The sequence below is a fragment of the Paenilisteria newyorkensis genome (assembly GCF_000766145.1).
Taxonomy (GTDB): domain Bacteria; phylum Bacillota; class Bacilli; order Lactobacillales; family Listeriaceae; genus Listeria_A; species Listeria_A newyorkensis.
Genome location: NZ_JNFB01000002.1, coordinates 33,288 through 51,970 on the forward strand (window position 1 = coordinate 33,288; position 18,683 = coordinate 51,970).

Annotated in this window: 18 protein-coding genes and 3 other annotated features; all 18 genes read left to right on the plus strand. The window is 45.0% G+C overall.

Annotated elements, in window-relative coordinates; all coding sequences use genetic code 11:
* The first annotated feature begins 54 nt into the window (after positions 1-54).
* The 18 genes from EP58_RS00785 (at position 55) to trpA (ending at position 18,627) form a co-directional block, all read left to right on the plus strand.
* On the plus strand, positions 55-687 hold the full coding sequence (locus tag EP58_RS00785; RefSeq protein ID WP_036089001.1) for a hypothetical protein: 633 nt from the start codon (positions 55-57) through the stop codon (positions 685-687).
* Between the two features lie 43 nt (positions 688-730).
* Positions 731-941: a binding site (T-box leader), on the plus strand.
* Positions 942-1,001: 60 nt separating this feature from the next.
* A complete protein-coding gene (gene leuS / locus EP58_RS00790) occupies positions 1,002-3,416 on the plus strand; it encodes a leucine--tRNA ligase (protein WP_036089003.1) in 2,415 nt (804 codons plus the stop codon).
* 144 nt (positions 3,417-3,560) lie between these two features.
* Entirely contained in the window at positions 3,561-4,208 is a 648-nt protein-coding gene (locus EP58_RS00795) for a response regulator transcription factor (protein WP_036089005.1), read from the plus strand.
* Complete coding sequence (locus EP58_RS00800; RefSeq protein WP_036089007.1) at positions 4,201-5,574, plus strand: sensor histidine kinase; 1,374 nt, start codon at positions 4,201-4,203, stop codon at positions 5,572-5,574. The genes EP58_RS00795 and EP58_RS00800 overlap by 8 nt, the downstream gene beginning before the upstream one ends.
* An 18-nt stretch (positions 5,575-5,592) precedes the next feature.
* On the plus strand, positions 5,593-5,736 hold the full coding sequence (locus tag EP58_RS17405; protein ID WP_156110611.1) for a hypothetical protein: 144 nt from the start codon (positions 5,593-5,595) through the stop codon (positions 5,734-5,736).
* Complete coding sequence (locus EP58_RS00805; RefSeq protein WP_036089008.1) at positions 5,733-6,242, plus strand: transglycosylase SLT domain-containing protein; 510 nt, start codon at positions 5,733-5,735, stop codon at positions 6,240-6,242. The genes EP58_RS17405 and EP58_RS00805 overlap by 4 nt, the downstream gene beginning before the upstream one ends.
* 136 nt (positions 6,243-6,378) lie before the next feature.
* Positions 6,379-7,266: an N-acetylmuramic acid 6-phosphate etherase gene (murQ, locus tag EP58_RS00810; RefSeq protein WP_036089009.1), complete on the plus strand. Its 888-nt coding sequence runs from the start codon at positions 6,379-6,381 to the stop codon at positions 7,264-7,266.
* Positions 7,267-7,281: 15 nt separating this feature from the next.
* Entirely contained in the window at positions 7,282-8,745 is a 1,464-nt protein-coding gene (locus tag EP58_RS00815; RefSeq protein ID WP_036089010.1) for a PTS transporter subunit EIIC, read from the plus strand.
* A 106-nt stretch (positions 8,746-8,851) separates the two neighbouring features.
* Positions 8,852-9,700 carry a MurR/RpiR family transcriptional regulator gene (locus tag EP58_RS00820; RefSeq protein WP_036089011.1) on the plus strand — a complete coding sequence of 283 codons (849 nt, stop codon included), beginning with the start codon at positions 8,852-8,854 and terminating at the stop codon, positions 9,698-9,700.
* A gap of 156 nt (positions 9,701-9,856) precedes the next feature.
* Complete coding sequence (locus tag EP58_RS00825) at positions 9,857-10,525, plus strand: hypothetical protein (protein ID WP_036089012.1); 669 nt, start codon at positions 9,857-9,859, stop codon at positions 10,523-10,525.
* On the plus strand, positions 10,525-11,511 hold the full coding sequence (locus EP58_RS00830; RefSeq protein WP_036089013.1) for a nucleotidyl transferase AbiEii/AbiGii toxin family protein: 987 nt from the start codon (positions 10,525-10,527) through the stop codon (positions 11,509-11,511). Before EP58_RS00825 ends, EP58_RS00830 begins: the two co-directional genes overlap by 1 nt.
* 50 nt (positions 11,512-11,561) lie before the next feature.
* Positions 11,562-11,805, plus strand: a binding site (T-box leader).
* A 231-nt stretch (positions 11,806-12,036) separates the two neighbouring features.
* Positions 12,037-12,279 (plus strand) — a binding site (T-box leader).
* 67 nt (positions 12,280-12,346) lie between these two features.
* On the plus strand, positions 12,347-13,714 hold the full coding sequence (trpE, locus tag EP58_RS00835; protein WP_036089014.1) for an anthranilate synthase component I: 1,368 nt from the start codon (positions 12,347-12,349) through the stop codon (positions 13,712-13,714).
* Positions 13,711-14,325 carry an anthranilate synthase component II gene (locus EP58_RS00840; RefSeq protein ID WP_036089015.1) on the plus strand — a complete coding sequence of 205 codons (615 nt, stop codon included), beginning with the start codon at positions 13,711-13,713 and terminating at the stop codon, positions 14,323-14,325. The genes trpE and EP58_RS00840 overlap by 4 nt, the downstream gene beginning before the upstream one ends.
* Positions 14,297-15,316, plus strand: a complete 1,020-nt coding sequence (gene trpD, locus EP58_RS00845; RefSeq protein ID WP_036089016.1) for an anthranilate phosphoribosyltransferase — start codon at positions 14,297-14,299, stop codon at positions 15,314-15,316. The genes EP58_RS00840 and trpD overlap by 29 nt, the downstream gene beginning before the upstream one ends.
* Positions 15,313-16,077, plus strand: a complete 765-nt coding sequence (gene trpC / locus EP58_RS00850; RefSeq protein WP_036089017.1) for an indole-3-glycerol phosphate synthase TrpC — start codon at positions 15,313-15,315, stop codon at positions 16,075-16,077. Before trpD ends, trpC begins: the two co-directional genes overlap by 4 nt.
* Complete coding sequence (locus EP58_RS00855) at positions 16,074-16,670, plus strand: phosphoribosylanthranilate isomerase (protein ID WP_036089019.1); 597 nt, start codon at positions 16,074-16,076, stop codon at positions 16,668-16,670. The genes trpC and EP58_RS00855 overlap by 4 nt, the downstream gene beginning before the upstream one ends.
* Positions 16,671-16,672: 2 nt before the next feature.
* Entirely contained in the window at positions 16,673-17,875 is a 1,203-nt protein-coding gene (gene trpB, locus EP58_RS00860; protein WP_036089021.1) for a tryptophan synthase subunit beta, read from the plus strand.
* Entirely contained in the window at positions 17,872-18,627 is a 756-nt protein-coding gene (trpA, locus tag EP58_RS00865; RefSeq protein WP_103034930.1) for a tryptophan synthase subunit alpha, read from the plus strand. Before trpB ends, trpA begins: the two co-directional genes overlap by 4 nt.
* Positions 18,628-18,683 lie beyond the last annotated feature (56 nt).

Here is an 18,683-nt window from a genome sequence, read left to right on the forward strand (position 1 = left end):
TGCTATTTTTAAAACATCTTTAGGTTACTTTGGGAATGCGAAAGAAGTGGGGAAATGATAATTGTGTATCTTGTGTTGGCGATTATTTGTTTAATGGTCATCACAGCTTTTTATGGAAAAATCAACATTCGAAAACATTGGATTGGCTTTGCTGCACTTGTTTTACTGGTCGCGATGATGGCGATTTTTTTCAGACAGACGTTTTTCGTAACGGGGAGTCCGTACCACGAAATCCATAAGCAGGTTGCCTCGACGGATCTTTCTTCGGAGTCGGTAAATGGGGTCAAAATCGATCAAATACTATCTACCTCAGCGCAGAAAAAAGATTTTAAATCGAAGCAAGTGTCGGACAAGAGTCTCCAAAAAGAGATAAAAGTCCTCATTCCGAAGAAAAAGGAGAAGGCGACGTACTGGGTATCTATCGAGGATGCTGACAAAAATCGCGTGATACATATCGAATATGGGAGCGATAAATTAACGACGAGCCGCGGCATCAAGTTCGGCGATTCTGTTGATAAAGTGACTAGTACGTATGGCTCAGCGTATCGTAATTTAACGAAATCCGATCGCTATGAACAGGAGCTGGTGTATGAAGATAGGGATAATAACATCGAATTACGCTTCGGTTTTTGGGATAACAAAGTCGAGATGATTTGGTTGACGGCGCTTGATAAGGCTCCAATTTAGAGGGTTGTCAAAGTGTGGCTAATAGGCTACAATAGAGCTATTGATGAAGCAAAAGAAGAGGAGTAGTAGTACAGGTTCTTGGCGTTTAGAGAGGTGACGGTTGGTGCGAGTCACACGCGAAGATGTACGAACTTGCCTCGGCACGCATAGATGTGGTGAAAACCGCCGTCCTTTTTCCGCGTTAAGGAATTCTTGAGTTGAGTGGAGACACTAATTTGGGTGGTACCGCGGGAGTTTTTACTCTCGTCCCATGGCATTTTTTTGCTGTGGGATTTTTTTGTTTTGCAGCAAGTATAGAAAGGGAGTTATGGATTATGACATTTAATCACAAAGAGATGGAGCCGAAATGGCAGAAGAAATGGGAAGACGAGAAGATTTTCAAAACGACGGAGGACGCGGATAAGTCGAATTTTTATGCACTCGATATGTTTCCTTATCCATCAGGCTCAGGCCTCCACGTGGGACATCCAGAAGGGTACACGGCGACGGATATTATTTCGCGAATGAAGCGGATGCAAGGTTTCAACGTGCTTCATCCGATTGGTTGGGATGCATTTGGCCTGCCAGCGGAGCAGTACGCGATTGATACAGGGAATGATCCTGCTGAATTTACAGCGCATAATATTGAGAATTTCACGCGCCAAATCAAGTCGCTCGGTTTCTCTTATGATTGGGATCGCGAAATTAATACGACCGATCCGAGCTACTACAAATGGACGCAATGGATTTTCATGAAACTATACGAAAAAGGTCTCGCGTACGAGGCGGAGGTTGCGGTAAACTGGTGCCCAGCGCTTGGTACGGTGCTCGCGAATGAAGAAGTTATCGATGGCAAAAGTGAGCGCGGCGGGCACCCTGTTTTCCGTAAACCGATGCGTCAATGGATGCTAAAAATTACGGCGTACGCGGATCGTTTGCTGGACGATTTGGATTTGGTGGATTGGCCGGAGAATATTAAAGATATGCAGCGCAATTGGATTGGGCGTTCAGAAGGTGCGGAAGTCGCGTTTGAAGTGAAAGACAACGATGCGAATTTCACCGTATTTACGACGCGTCCGGATACACTTTTTGGAGCAACGTATGCAGTTCTAGCGCCAGAGCACGATTTGGTGGATAAAATTGTCACGGCAGATCAAAAAGAAGCGGTGACGGCGTATCAGAAGCAAGTCGAGCTTAAAAGCGAGTTGGAGCGTACGGATCTTGCGAAAGACAAGACGGGCGTTTTCACGGGGGCTTATGCGATTAACCCGGTGAACGGCGAAGAGATGCCAATTTGGATTGCCGATTATGTCTTGATTCAGTATGGAACGGGTGCGATTATGGCGGTTCCAGCACATGATGAGCGCGATTACGCGTTTGCAAAACAATTCGATTTGGAAATTAAAGCGGTTCTTGCTGGTGGAAATGTGGCAGAAGAAGCTTATACAGGCGATGGCGACCACATTAATTCTGGGTTCCTCGATGGCCTAAACAAAGACGACGCGATTACTAAAATCATTGATTGGCTAGAAGAAAATAAAGCTGGTACACGCAAAATTAGTTTCCGTCTACGTGACTGGTTGTTCAGCCGCCAGCGTTATTGGGGCGAGCCGATTCCCGTCATTCATTGGGAAGATGGCGAAACAACAACGATTCCAGAACAAGAATTGCCACTACTTCTTCCAAAAGCAACGGAAATCAAGCCATCTGGAACAGGTGAATCGCCACTTGCAAACCTGACAGACTGGGTAAATGTTGTCGATGCGAATGGTCGCAAAGGGGTTCGCGAAACGAATACGATGCCGCAATGGGCTGGCTCTAGTTGGTACTTCTTGCGTTATATTGATCCAGAAAACGAGACAGTTTTGGCGGATAAAGAGAAGCTTGAAAAATGGCTGCCAGTCGATGTGTATATCGGTGGCGCCGAGCATGCCGTTCTGCATTTGCTTTACGCGCGATTCTGGCACAAATTCTTGTACGATATCGGCGTAGTACCAACGAAAGAACCGTTCCAAAAACTATTTAACCAAGGTATGATTTTGGGCGACAATAACGAGAAAATGAGTAAGTCTCGTGGCAATGTTGTCAATCCAGATGACGTGGTGGAGCAATACGGTGCGGACACACTACGCCTTTACGAAATGTTCATGGGACCGCTTGAAGCATCGATTCCTTGGAACGCGAACGGCCTAGAAGGGGCGCGCAAATTCCTAGACCGCGTTTGGCGCTTGTTCATCGAGGAAGAAACAGGCGAAATCAACGCTAAAATCACGACAGAAGCCAACGTTGACCTTGAGAAGTCGTACCATCAAATGGTGAAAATGGTTTCCGAACACTACGAAAACCTGCGCTTCAATACAGGCATTTCGCAGTTGATGATTTTCATAAATGATGCGTATAAAGCAACGACCGTTCCGAAAAACTATGCGGAAGGTTTCGTACAACTCCTTTCACCAATTGCGCCACATTTGGCCGAAGAACTATGGAGCCGTCTAGGTCACGCCGAAACGATCACGTATGAGTCATGGCCAACATTTGACGCATCAAAATTGGTAGAAGATGAAGTCGAAATCGTGCTACAAGTAAACGGTAAAGTGAGAGCTAAAGTCACTGTAGCTAAAGATTTGAGCCGAGATGAGCTAGAACAAATCGCTCGCGCCAACGACAAAATCACCGAAGAAATCGAGGGCAAAACAGTCCGCAAAGTCATCGCTGTACCTGGTAAATTGGTGAATATCGTAGCGAATTAAATGTAATAAATAGCTTGCCTAACTCGATTCATGGTTAGGTGGGCTATTTTAATTTTAAAGAATTTCTAAAGGTTTGTTTTTTGTCAAATTCGCGTCATAAATCTATGGTATGATGGAAAAAATGAACCACTAGGATGATGAAGAATGAATGTGCTAATTGCGGATGATCAAAAAGATATGTTGAAAATTTTATGTGCTTATTTTAAAAAAGAAGGCTTTACTGTTTTTCAAGCGGAAAATGGGGAAGAAGCTTTAGAAATATTTTATCGTGAGAAATTGGATTTAGCGGTGTTAGATTGGATGATGCCGGGCGTGAACGGAGTCGAAGTTTGCAAGGAAATGAAGGCGTCGGGTTCTGTGAAAGTGATGATGTTGACGGCGAAAAGTGAGGGCGAGGATGAATGTTACGCGCTGGAATCTGGAGCGGATGACTATGTCAAGAAGCCGTTTTTCCCGAAGGCGTTGCTGGTTCGCGCGAAGAACTTGACGGGTTTTCAGAACTGCTTTGAAGTGGCGGATATCACGATTGACACATATGCCAAGAAGTTATTTAAACAAGGTATGGATATTAATGCCACGAAAACAGAGTACGAATTAATGCGCGTTTTAAGTCAAAATAAGGGCGCGATTCTGAATCGAAATCAGTTGCTAGACATCGTTTGGGGCATCGATTATGAAGGCGAGGAGCGCACGGTGGATACGCATATTAGGCGGCTTCGCGAAAAAGTTGGTGACGGGCTGATTAAGACGCATCGCGGGATGGGTTACAGTATCGAGGTCGGCAATGAGTAAGCTTGGCCGGAAACTGACATGGCGGATTTCGGCAGTCGTGATTGGTGTTTTTGCGCTATCGATGCTCTTGAATCAATTTTTCCTGCCGAAATACTATCATTTTGAGATGAATCAAAAAGTGACGCAGGCGATGAAAGAGGTCGACAAATGGGATAAGAAGCGGATTGAGAATGATCTCGGCATCCTAGAAGCGAAATATGACGTGACGATTGTGGCTGAGAAAATGAGCAATAATGTCGACGATTTGAATGAGATGCTGCGGCTAGACTTGGCGCAGAAACGCATTGCGCTGAATCGTTTTTGGGTGACTGGTGAGACGCTGGATGATCTTAAAAAAGGCGCGATTATTACGAAACTATATGACCAAGGTAAGCAGAAATCGAGTTTTTTGGTGAGCCTGAATGAGAAGGATGGTTTGCTCATTGTGGCGGGGATTTCGATTGCGAATTACGATGAAACCGCCAAAATTATTAATGAATTCAACTTGATGTTGATGCTGTTTGGTTCCATTTTAGTCGTTGCGCTCACTGGTTTCTTCTCTCGGAAAATTACGAAACCGCTAGAAGAATTGAAAAGTGTTGCCGACCAAATTTCGAAGTTGGAATTTGAAAAGGTAAGCATTGAAACGCGGGATGAATTGCAAGATTTGGCGACGAGTATCAACGTCATGAGTGATGATTTGAAGAAGGCGCATCATGCTTTGCTACGTCGAAATAAAGAGTTGAAGCATTTCACAGCGGACTTAACGCATGAATTGAAGACGCCGCTCGCGCTGATCAAAGCCTACAGTATGGGTATTCAGGATGGTTTGGACGATGGCACGTATATGGCGACAATCGTGAAACAGACGGACCAAATATCGATGCTTATTGAAGAACTATTACGTTTTTCCAAAATGGAAGTAGATCCGCTACATCTAGAAAAAATCCAAGTTCGGATGCTTTTTGAGGAATTGCTCGCGAATTATCAAGAGACGACGGGGCTAGATATTCGTACAAAATCAGAAATCAGTCCAGAGGTCGTTATTTTAGCGGATAAAGTGAAACTGGAAATGGTATTTAATAACGTCATCACGAATGCAGTGAAATACGCAACGACGAATCAAATTAAAATCGAATGGGCAGAACGAAACAATAAAGTCTATTTTGCAATTAAGAATGAAACAACGATCCGTGACGCGCAGACATTGGAACATATTTGGATGCCGTTTTATGTGAGAGAAGCTTCGCGCAATAAGAATTTTTCAGGGACGGGGCTTGGGCTTGCGATTGTGCAAACCGTGATGGAACAACATGAATGGGAGTATGGCGCGAAATTGGAAGATGGCTGGATAACGTTCTATCTGGTTTTTGATCAAATCGAGTGAGAGAGGGGGGAGGCAAGCGTGAAAACAAAAAATATCGTCGTGAGTATCGTACTTGTCTTCGTCCTCGCGATCTTACTGATTTTACAAATTTGGCAACCGCATGAGGACATGCCAGAACAGGGGTTTACGAAAATACACACTAATGAGAGGTTAAGGCTATGAAAAGAGAAACATTTATTTTTATATTAGGCGTATTAGCAGCAGCTGCACTGGTGTTTCACTTCTACGATCAACATCAACAGCGCGTGGCAATGATGGATATGATTAAGGAAACAGCGAAAAAACACGATATACCGGCTTGGATTCCACTCTCGATTGCCGAAACTGAGAGCGGATTCGACCCAAAAACGATTGGTGATGCGGGAACTTCTTATGGCTTATTCCAGTTACATCGCGGCGGTTTAGCACCAGAAGAAATGACCGAAGATGAGTTGTTGAAACCCGAAGAAAATATCGAAATCGCGATTACAAACATGACGAGAGCCTACGAACGCGCGCAGGTGAAAGGGCTTGAGGGTATTGAAATGCTGACCTATATCGCTAATACCTCTGGCTGGCCGACCCAGCGTGGAACCGATTGGACGGATCAAAATACGAATTACAATAAAAAACTAGCGAAAAATTTCAAAAAGCATATTAAAATAAAGGAATTGGCGGTATTAGAATAAGACGAGAAGCGGCTTGACAAAACAGTTGAGCTGCTTTTATTGTGTTTGTTAATGAAACTTTATTTCATTATTTTAAAATAGTTATTGAAATATAATTCCGAATGCGTTACAATAAACGTATGAAAGAGGTGTTTTTATGTTAGAGAATTTATCAACGGAAAAGCGAAATGAAAAAACGACATCTTTAGATACGCTAACTGTAAAAGAAGCATTGCAGATTATGAATGAAGAAGATGCGAAAGTACCGGTTGCTATTGCGGCGAATCTTGCTTCAATTGAAACCGTTATCAATGGTGTGATAGAGAGTTTTAAAAAAGGCGGACGCTTGGTTTATATTGGCGCAGGAACGAGTGGGCGTCTTGGTGTTTTGGATGCCGCAGAATGTGTGCCGACGTTTGGTGTGCCGGCGACAATGGTTGTTGGACTAATCGCAGGCGGTGAGAAAGCGTTTTTAAAAGCGGTGGAAGGTGCAGAAGACTCGGCTATTTTGGGGAAAGAAGATTTACAAGGTATCGCTTTGACAGCGAATGATTACGTGTTGGGAATCGCGGCAAGTGGCCGTACGCCTTACGTGATTGGCGCGCTTGATTACGCGAAAGAAATTGGCGCGAAAACGGGTGCTTTGTCTTGCAACACGAACGCAGCGATTTCAAAACACGCGGACACAGCGATCGAAGTGGATTGCGGCCCTGAAATTTTGACAGGATCGACGCGTTTGAAAGCCGGAACAGCACAAAAGCTCGTTTTAAATATGATTTCGACGGTTTCGATGATTGGAATCGGAAAAGTATATAAAAACTTGATGGTCGACGTGATGCCAACGAACGAGAAATTGGTGGAACGCTCAAAACGCATCATCATGGAAGCAACAGAATGTGATTACGAAACAGCAGAAAAGCATTTTGAATTAGCAGGACAGCACGTGAAACCAGCAATTGTCATGATTTTAACGAATACAGACCTTGCGACAGCCACGGAAAAATTAGCAGCAGCGGATGGTTTTATTAGACGCACATTAGACTAAAGGGAGGTACGAAACATGAGTAAAGAACAAGATTTAGGCCAAAAGATTTTTGAAGAAGTTGGCGGTATGGGGAACGTTTCTAAAATCGCACATTGTATGACGCGCGTACGTTTAGGAATTAAAGATACAGATAAAGTCAACGTAGAAGGATTAAAAGCGGCACCAGGAGTACTTGGCGTCGTAGAAGATGACACGCTCCAAATCATTGTTGGACCAGGATTCGTTAACAAAGTAGCCGGTGCGATGTGTGAGATGGCAGGCGTGAAACTAGGCGAAACATTGCCGGATAATTTAGATGAGAATTTGACACAAACATCCACAAAAACTGGGAAAGAGCTGGTTGAGGAGAAAGCAGCGGCAACAAAAGCTGCGCTGAAAAAGAAACAAAATAATACATCTGGATTCAAGCGTCTATTGAAATCGATTGCGAACATTTTCGTTCCGCTAATTCCAGGTTTCGTTGGTGCCGGTTTAATCGCTGGTATCGCGGCGATTCTTTTTAACAATATTCAAGCTGGTAATCTAGATGCCGGAACATGGATGCAATATGTTACACTTTTAAATGTTATTAAGAATGGTATTTTCTACTTCCTTGTTATTTATGTTGGTATCAATACAGCGCAAGAATTCGGTGGAACGCCAGTGCTTGGTGGGGCCGTCGGTGGTATAACGCTACTTATAGGCGTAACACCTGAATTGCCAATCAAGAATATTTTTAATGGTAGTGATATGGTTGCAGGACAAGGTGGTATTATCGGTGTACTTCTAGCGGTTTACTTACTTTGCGTACTGGAGAAATTTTTACGTAAATGGATTCCGAATTCGCTCGACATCATTTTAACACCGATGTTAGCGTTACTCATCATTGGTTTGTTCACGATTTTCATCATCATGCCATTTGCTGGCGTTATTTCAACGAGCTTGGTTGGAAGCATCAACTGGATTATCGCAAAAGGTGGACTGTTCGCCGGATTCGTTCTGGGGACGCTATTCCTGCCAATGGTTATGCTTGGACTTCATCAAGTATTGACGCCAATCCACGTTGAAATGATTGCACAAAATGGCTACACAATATTGCTTCCAATGCTTGCGATGGCAGGTGGCGGACAAGTCGGCGCATCAATCGCAATCTGGATGCGTTGTCGCAAAAATAAACCTTTAGTTACGATGATTAAAGGCGGTTTGCCAGTCGGGATTCTCGGCATTGGTGAACCATTAATCTACGGTGTTACTGTCCCGCTTGGGCGTCCGTTTATCACGGCGTGTCTCGGCGGCGGTATCGGTGGAGCTATTATTGGCTTCTTCGGTAATGTTGGCGCCATCGCAATTGGCCCATCAGGCGTAGCGCTCATTCCGCTTATCGCTAATAACACATGGTTTGAATACGTTATCGGCTTACTAGCAGCCTACCTTGGCGGTTTCATCCTCACGTATCTATGGGGCGTGCCAAAAGATGCAATGGAAGCAGTAGAAGAGTAAAACAACGAAAGTGGGGCAAATGCGTCTCACTTTTTTTGTTGTATCGCATTGCCACATGGTATAATCAAAGCATGGAATGTATTCGAAGGAGGCGGCAACAAACATAATGGGAAGTGTGATTAATCGAATTCAAGGTATTTTAGAAGAACTGCCGAAATCAGAGGCAAAAGTAGGTCGCGCAATATTAGCCGACCCTAGTAAAGTGGTAAAAATGTCGATTCATGAACTGGCGGAAAGTTCGGGCGCGAGTGGCGCTGCGGTGATTCGTTTTTGCCATTCGATGGGGTTAGAAGGCTTTCCAGAGTTAAAAATGAAGTTATCCGTCGAGCTTGTTCGGCCTGAAAAAGTAGGCTATTATGACATCGAGCCCAATGAAGATTTTGAGGAAATTACCCGGAAGCTAGTTTCTAACACGGTACAAACATTGAACGACACGGTTGGGCAGTTAGAGAAAGAAAAAATTATGGATGCATGCGAAATTCTGTATAAAGCGGATACAATCTATGCGTACGGTGTTGGCGCTTCGTGGCTAATTGCTGAGGATATTGCGCAAAAATGGATGCGCGCTGGAAAACACGCGATTGCGATTGCAGATCCCCATATTTTAGCGATGGCTTTTGCGGCGGGCTCTAAAAATGCGGTTTTCTTTGCGATTTCCAATAGCGGCGAAACGAGTGAAGTGTTGCAGTTAGCCGATGAGGCGCTGAACAATGGTTTGGAATTGCTCAGTCTGACTCGTTTCGGGCAGAATAAATTGAAGCAACGAGCGGCGGTTGCGCTGGAAACATCACGCGCGCCAGAAAGCGAGCTTAGAAGTGCGGCAACGAGTTCGCGACAAGCGCAGTTTTTAGTGATTGATATCTTGTTCTACTTCTATGCCTCGCACCATTATGAGGAAATGATTGAGCAGATAAGGACTTCACGGGAAGCGACGAATCGATTTAGGGAATCTTGATTTGTTTGCTACATAATTTCAAAAAGGTAGGCCAAATGTGGCTTATCTTTTTTAGTTGCCTTTTTAGGTTAAACGAAGAGTCTGTGGTATAATAAAGGAAACTTGATGAAGTAGGTGATAATGATGGGGGACGACTTGGGTACGAAGAGAGTATTAATGGAAGAAATAGAAGGATTAGCCTTGGAATATCAGGTTGGGGAGCCGATTTTCACGAAGGAGATTAAGCAACAAGTAAAGGAGCAGTTTGAAGCAGCCAGTAACGATAGTTTTACGAGAACAGTGAATGAATATTTGCGTAGATTGGAAAAAAGAGGCGTGATTTCTAAATATGATGATGGCATTTATTTTCGTAGCAAAGAGACTAAGTTTGGGCGAAGTGCTATCGACAAAGAGAAGCTTATTAAGAAGGCGTACATCATGGATGAGCAAGAGGATGAAGTGATTGGATACGTTGTGGGGGCTTCTTTTCTTAGTGCTAATGGTTTTTCTAATAATATGACGAATCGACGGGAAATCGTGACAAATAATTACAACGTGAAGAAACCGATTCATAAATTTAGTAACCCACCAATCATTAAAAAGCCTAAAGTGCCAATTTCTAAACATAATTATCGTTATTTTCAGTTGTTGGATACGTTGCGAGATATCGGTCAGTATCATGTGTTGGATGCCTCTTTTTATATGTCGCTTTATGACTATATGGAACGCGAGCGAATCGATGGCTTTAAACTACTGGGCTACGCAAAGAAATATTATAATCAAAAAGTAATGCACGTACTGGATGAACTAGCGGAGGCTGCTCTAGACAGGGAGCTGATTGGTTAATGTACTATACTTTGCACCACGATCGACATGCGTTTAGGGATTTACTAGAATCCATTTTTAATGAGCACGATATATTACCAGAGATTTTAGAGAAAGATTATTATGTATGTTTAATGTTGCAGGAAATAGCTACTGTACAGCGAGAGTATGACGTATATTTTAAAGGCGGGACGGCATTGTATAAATGTTTGAAAAGGATTAATCGCTTTTCAGAAGATATCGATTTAACATTTAATAATGAAAAATTTGTTTCTAAAACGAGTAAAAGTAATGCGCTGAAGAAAGTGACTTCGCGTTATACACAATTGGAGTTAAATACGGTACATCCACAAAGTGTCTCAGGAAGCGGTTCGAGGACATCGGTTTATGAGTATGATACTTTATTTGAGACTGGCTTTTCAAGGAAAGATTCGCTACGAAGAGTCGGGACAGTCAAGGTTGAGACAACGGCTTTTACGACGTTTGAGCCATATTGTGCGTATCTGATGGAACCTATTATATTAACATTAGCATCAGATTCGGTTAAGCAAATTTTGAATGTGGAATATAATATGAAGCCATTTGAAATGAACGTGATGAAGATAGAACGGATATTTGTTGATAAACTATTTGCTGTGGAAGATTATTATTTGGGATCAGCTGGGATAGGTAGGTTTATTGAAATGGGGAAACATTTATATGACTTGATTATATTATTTGAGTTAACTTCCATTCAAAAATTGCTTTTGGAATCAGAGACAGAATTGCATTTTATTGTTGAGCAAAAGAGGATAGAACAGGACTTGAGGCATGAAGCCAAGACTCTAGGGAAAACCATTAGTAACTTCCAATATTGGGAGTGTCTGGAGACGGATTGGGATATTGAAAAGGGCTATAATAGAATGCAGAATGTGTATATTTTCTTGGATGAAGACAGGAGAAGATTCGAATATGTTCTTGAAAAATGTGCCCATATTCACAAATGGTTTATGGAGAATTCATTGTAAAAAAAGCTTGACTTTAGCGGTAACATCGGCTAACATAAAGTTTATATTAAATGAATGCGTGGATGAAGAGTAAGTAACATGATGGATGTTTTAAGAGAGCTGATGGTTGGTGTGAATCAGTAGCAGAGATGATGTGAATGGACTTCGGAGCAACTAAGCTGAACGGGATTTTTCCTCAGTAGGAGTTAGCGATTAGGCCTTATCGTTACACAAGGCACCCCATATTCGTTGTGGGATTGAGTGAATCGTTTTTTCGGTTAATTAAGGTGGTACCACGGGTCTCCCGTCCTTATCTAGTTACTAGATATGGAGGGAGGCCCTATTTTTTTGACAGATTTTAGCCAGAGTAAATCGGCGGCAAACGTTCGCATTCCAACAGTTTGGTGGACTTCCGGTTCTCACATACACAAGTATGCTCCGCTTCCGGCTTCCACCAAACTGTTGGAATACAAACGCTTTCGCTCGATTTGTGTAAAGCGATAAATTATTCTTATACGAAGAGAATAAAAATTAAAAAATATATAATCTAAAACATAAAGCAAGAAGAGTAAGCAAACATAATTTTCGCAGAGAGTCAGTGGTTGGTGTGAACTGATAAAGTTATTTTGCCGAAGTGGTCCTTGCGCGTGCGGCTTTGAACAAAAAAGTAGGAGCTGCCGGGTTCTCCCGTTATTGAGATAGAGTATGTGATTCGTACTCGAATGAGATGGAACTTTTTATGGTTCCAATATGAGGTGGTACCGCGGTATTTGATTATTCGCCCTCTAAAGAAAACAGTGATTTGGCTGCGTTCTTTAGGGGGCTTTTTTGTATTCTGGAATTGGAGGAATGAGAGATGAAATTAACGAGAAAAATAAATGCGGACACGATTACGGCTATTTTGGCTTATGAGCGATTGGATGGGAAAAATAAGGCGTTACTTGAGGGCGCGGCTCGTGATGCGGATGCGGGACGGTATTCGATTGTTGCGATGGACCCGGTGCATGAGATTAAGGTTTATGGTCAGCGATTCGTGTTGGATGGTGTGGAGAGAACGGTGGTTGATCCGCTGGCGGAGCTTGATAAGGTGATTCGGACGGCGCCAAAACAGACGGATTCGCTTCCTTTTGAGGCTGGTGCAATTGGTTATGTTGGCTATGATACGATTGCGCTCTATGAGGATTTGGGTGAGATGCCACGGGAAACGCGCGAGGGATTGGCGGATATTCATTTTATGGTATATGAGTCGTTTTTGATTATGGATCATCAGGCGGAGGAAATGACGCTGGTGCAGGATAATTGCTACTCGGGTCGGACGGAGGATGTGATGCGGGAGGCGCTGGATCGGATGCAGGAGCAGTTGGTGACGGCGGGTGAGCGCGAGATGCGGGACGTTGTGGTGACGCCGATGGAATACACGAGTAATGTGACGAAGGCGGAGTATATGACGCAGGTCGAGCGGGCGAAGGCGCATATCAGGAACGGGGACTTTTTCCAAATTGTGTTGTCGCAGCGTTTGGAGGCGCCGTTTACGGGTGATGCGTTTGATTATTATCGAAAATTGCGATTGTTGAATCCTTCGCCGTACTTGTTTTTCGTTGATTTTGATGATACGACGTTGATTGGGTCTTCTCCGGAGAGTTTGGTGAGTGTGACGAATGATGTGGTTGTGACGAATCCGATTGCTGGGACGCGCAAACGTGGGGCGACGAAACAGGAGGATGAACGCTTGGCGGAGGAACTTTTGCATGATGAAAAGGAACTCGCGGAACACCGGATGTTGGTGGATTTGGGGCGTAATGATATTGGAAAAGTGGCGGTGACGGGGAGTGTGAGTGTCCCGGTTTACTTGACGATTGAGCGGTATCGCTTTTTGATGCATTTGGTGTCGGTCGTGGAAGGTGTGCTGAAACCGGAGTTGACGGCGATGGATGCGCTGAAATCGGTGTTGCCCGCTGGGACGGTGAGCGGGGCGCCGAAGATTCGAGCGATGGAACGGATTTATGAATGGGAAAATGTGAAACGTGGTCCTTATGCGGGTGCGGTCGGGTATTTGACGCATCAAGGGGATTGTGATTTTGCGCTGGCGATCCGGACGATGGTGTTGCATCAAGGAACGGCGTATGTGCAGGCTGGTGCGGGTATTGTTTATGATTCGGATCCTGAGAGTGAATATTTAGAAACGTTGCAAAAAGCAAAGGCGTTACTGGAGGTTGGAAAATGATTTTATTAGTCGATAATTATGATTCGTTTACGTATAATTTGGAGCAGTATTTGGCGGAATTTACGGATGAGGTCGTGGTTTGCCGGAATGATGCGGCGGATTTGATGGCATTGGCGGCGAACGCGACGGGGATTGTGTTATCGCCGGGGCCTGGAAAACCGAGTGAGGCGGGGCTTTTGGAAGAGGTCGTGCGGCAGTTCGCGGATAAGAAGCCGATGTTGGGAATTTGCCTAGGACATCAGGCGATTGGCGAGGTGTTTGGCGGAACGGTGAGTCAGGCTGGTGCGATTCGGCATGGGAAGGTTTCGATGATGCGACAAACGGCGGACAGTGCGATTTTTGCGGGGTTAGATGAGGAGCTGGAAATTATGCGGTATCATTCGCTGATTGTGGAGAAAGACGGTTTTCCAGAGGCTTTGGAAATTTTGGCGCGGTCGCTGGATGATGATGAGATTATGGCGATGCAGTTGCGCGGGTTTCCGGTTTATGGGTTGCAGTTTCACCCGGAATCGATTGGGACGCTTGACGGCAAACGGATGATGGCGAATTTTGTAGCGATTGTGGAAAAGGAGGGTGAGCGAGATGGAAGCGTATTTGCAAAAAGTGTATGATCAACAGAATTTGACGCGAGTGGAGATGCAGGAAGTTGCTTCGGCGATTTTTGCGGGGGAATTAAGTCAGGCGCAAATCGCGGCTTTCTTGATGGCTCTGAAAATTAAAGGGGAAACGATTGAGGAGATGCAGGCGATCGCGGAAACGATGCAGGGCGTGGCGTTGCAGTTACCGATGGCGTCTGAAAATACGATGGATAATTGCGGAACTGGCGGGGATAAATCGCTCAGCTTCAATGTGAGTACGACATCGGCTTTTGTTTTGGCGGCGGCGGGCATTAAGGTCGCAAAACATGGAAACCGCAGTATTTCGAGCAAGTCGGGAAGCGCGGACGTTTGCCAGGAGTTGGGCATTGATATTTCGCTTGGCACGGAGGATATGGTATATTTACTGGAGAATGCTGGTATTGCTTTCTTGTTCGCGCCACATGTGCATCCGAATATGAAATATGTGATGGAAGTGCGGCGGGAGCTGAATACGCCGACGATTTTCAACTTGATTGGGCCACTGACGAATCCGGTAAAATTGGAGACGCAATTGATGGGGATTTACCGTCGTGATTTGTTGGAGCAAACCGCGCAAGTGCTTGGGAAACTAGGCAGGAAGCGTGCAATCGTGGTGAATGGCGGTGGTTTTATGGATGAGGCGTCGCTTGCGGGTGAGAATCATTACGCGCTTCTCGAAAATGGTGAGGTGACGATGCATCGTTTTTCGCCAGAGGATGTTGGCTTAGAAAGTCGTGATTTGGCGGCGATTCAAGGCGGCGATGCGAAACGGAACGCGGAAATTTTGCTATCGGTTTTAAAAGCGGAGCCGAGTGCGTATTACGATACGGTGGTTTTGAATGCTGGACTTGGCTTGCTGGCGCACGGAAAAGTAACGTCGCTTGTTTCGGGCATTGAGATGGCGCGTGATTTGATTGATAGTGGTGCGTCGTATGCGAAATTAACACAATTATTAGCTTGTCAAAAGGAGCGATTAGTAGGATGACATTTTTAGAAGAGATTTTAGCGAAAAAAGCGCAGGAAGTGGCGGAAATACCGGTTGAAAAGGTGGAATTAGACCGACAAAAACCGTATTTTCATGATTTTTTAAAGGCGAATAAAGATACGGTGCAGTTGATTGCGGAAGTAAAGCGAGCGTCTCCATCGAAGGGCACGATTAATCTAGATGTCGATCCCGTTGCCCAGGCGAAAAGTTACGAAGCGGCTGGTGCAGGCGCGATTTCAGTTTTGACGGATCAGCAGTTTTTTAAAGGAGATATTGAGGATTTGCGGGCTGTGGCGGAGGCGGTGAGCATTCCGGTTTTGTGTAAAGACTTTATTATCAGTGAGAAACAGTTGATTCGCGCCAAAAATGCGGGGGCTTCGATTGTGTTGTTGATTGTGGCGGCTTTGTCGGAGGAAGACTTGACGGCGCTTTACAAACAGGCCACAGCGCTTGATTTAGAGGTTCTCGTGGAAGTGCATAATGAAGTCGAATTGGAGACTGCTGAACGACTAGGTGCAACATTGATTGGCGTGAATAACCGCGACTTACATAGTTTTGTTGTGGACATTGCGGTGAGTGAGCGCGTGGCAGAGGAATTTTCACTTGCGGAGACGTTTTATATCAGTGAAAGTGGTTTCCGTGAACCGGCGGATGTGGCGCGCGTAGCGAAAGCGTTTAGTGTCGTACTTGTCGGTGAAGCGTTGATGCGAGCGGAAAATGTGGAGCAAGCGGCGAGTGCATTGAAGGTGAGTCGCGTATGACACAGGTCAAAATTTGCGGGCTGAAATATCGTCCTGATATCGAGGTTGCGGTCGCGAATGGAGCGGTGATGATTGGTTTCGTGTTTGCGCCGAGTAAGCGCCAAGTGACGCCGGATCAGGCTCGAATTTTAGCGCAAGGCATACCAGACTCGGTCAAAAAGGTAGGCGTTTTTGTAAATGAAAAACCTGCGGAAATCAACAGAATTGCGGCAATGGTCCCGCTTGATATCGTGCAATGTCACGGCCAGGAAACGGCGGTTGATTTAGCGGAAATAGAACACCCAACGATCAAGGCTTTTCAAGTCAAGGATGGCAAGGTAAATGGGGATCTAACCGCGTTTCCAGATAGTCTGATTTTACTCGACGCGCCAATTGCGGGGCTCGGTAAAACGTTTGATTGGCAGGCGATTGTGAACAGCGAATTGCCCAAGGAACGGCTTATTATCGCGGGTGGCTTGAACATTGACAATGTCACCGCAGCAATCGAGCAGTTCCAGCCATTTGCCGTCGACGTTTCCTCGGGTGTTGAAACGAACGGCACGAAAGATCTTGAAAAAATAATAACATTCATTCAAAAAGCGAAGGAGTCCTGAAAATGAGTTATGATGCACCGAATAAAGCAGGTTTTTATGGGAATTATGGTGGGAAATTTGTCCCGGAAACATTGATGAAAGCTGTCACGGAACTAGAAGAGGCATACGAAATTTCGAAAACAGATGAGGCGTTTCAGCAAGAATTGAGCTATTATTTGCGAGATTACGTTGGGCGCGAGTCTCCGCTTTATTTTGCGGAACAATTGACGGCACACGCGGGTGGCGCCAAAATTTACTTGAAACGGGAAGATTTGAACCATACCGGTGCGCACAAAATCAATAATTGCATCGGGCAAGCTTTGTTGACACGCCAAATGGGGAAAAAGAAAGTCGTGGCGGAAACGGGAGCTGGGCAACATGGTGTAGCGACGGCGACTGTGGCGGCTCTGTTTAACTTAGAATGCACGATTTTTATGGGGGAAGAGGATATTAGGCGTCAGCAGTTGAACGTTTTCCGGATGGAGTTGCTTGGCGCGAAAGTGGTCAGCGTTTCTGGTGGGAATGGCACGTTAAAAGATGCTGTGAATGAGGCGCTGCGCTATTGGGTGGCGAATGTGGAAGATACGCATTACATCATGGGTTCTGTTTTAGGGCCGCATCCGTTTCCACAAATTGTTCGCGATTTCCAAAGCGTGATTGGAGCCGAGGCCCGCGAGCAGCATTTGGAAAAGGAGGACCGTTTGCCGGATGCCGTCGTTGCTTGTATTGGTGGTGGCAGTAACTCGATGGGACTTTTTTATCCCTTTGTGAACGATACGACGGTCAAAATGTACGGTGTCGAAGCGGCGGGATCTGGTCTGGATACTGCTTTTCACGCAGCGTCCCTTTCAAAAGGTGAAATTGGCGTCCTGCACGGCGCGATGATGCATATTTTGCAAGATGATGCTGGTCAAATTCAGGAAGCTTATTCCATTTCGGCAGGCTTAGATTATCCGGGAATCGGACCCGAACATAGTTTTTTAAGAGACGAAGGGCGCGCCAAGTATGCCTCTGTGACCGATGACGAGGCCGTAGAAGCGTTCCAATTGCTTTGCCGTACAGAAGGCATCATTCCGGCGTTAGAAAGCTCACACGCGATCTCCTTCGCCGTAGAACTCGCCGGCAAAATGAGCCCAGAAGAAAGCATCGTCGTTTGCCTATCTGGTCGTGGCGATAAAGACGTGGACCAAATCCGCGCACGTTTGAAAGGAGCAGATGACAAATGATGTTACAAAACGCAATCGAAAAAGCTAATTTAGCCGTAGTTCTTTATATTATGGCGGGGGATGGCGGCCTCGACCAGCTAGAAAATCAGATGCAACTACTGAGCGACGCTGGTGCGACAGCGATTGAGCTCGGTATCCCATTCTCCGATCCAGTAGCCGATGGATCAGTGATTCAGAAAGCTGGCGCGCGTGCTTTGGCGGCGAACATTAGCCTTGCGCAGATTTTAGAAACGCTGACCACGAGCAAAATCGATATTCCGCTAGTCGTAATGAGTTATTTCAATCCGATTTATCACCTCGGCGTTGAAAAATTCATTGAACTTGCTAAAAAAACACCGATTAAGGGACTGATTATTCCCGATTTGCCGTATGAACATCGCGATTTAATTTTGCCACATTTAGAAAATAGCGACATTGCCCTGATTCCGTTGATTTCGCTGACGAGTCCGAAAGAGCGAATGGAATTGATTGCGAAACAAGCACAAGGATTCATTTACGCGGTGACAGTGAATGGGACAACAGGCGAGCGCGCAGTATTCGGCGATAAGATTGATGAAAATTTGACGTACTTAAAAAAGATTAGTCCTGTGCCGGTTTTGGCAGGTTTCGGCATTTCAAACTTGGATCATGTGGCGAGATTTGCCGCCGTGTGTGACGGGGTGATTGTGGGAAGTAAGGTTGTGCAATTGTTGTATGATGGGAAGTATGAAGAGCTGAGTGGATTTATTACTGGGGCAAGTCAGGTTAAATAAACTATTAACGAAGAGAAAGAAGTTTTTTATTTTTTTAAGTAGGATGTATATTTTGC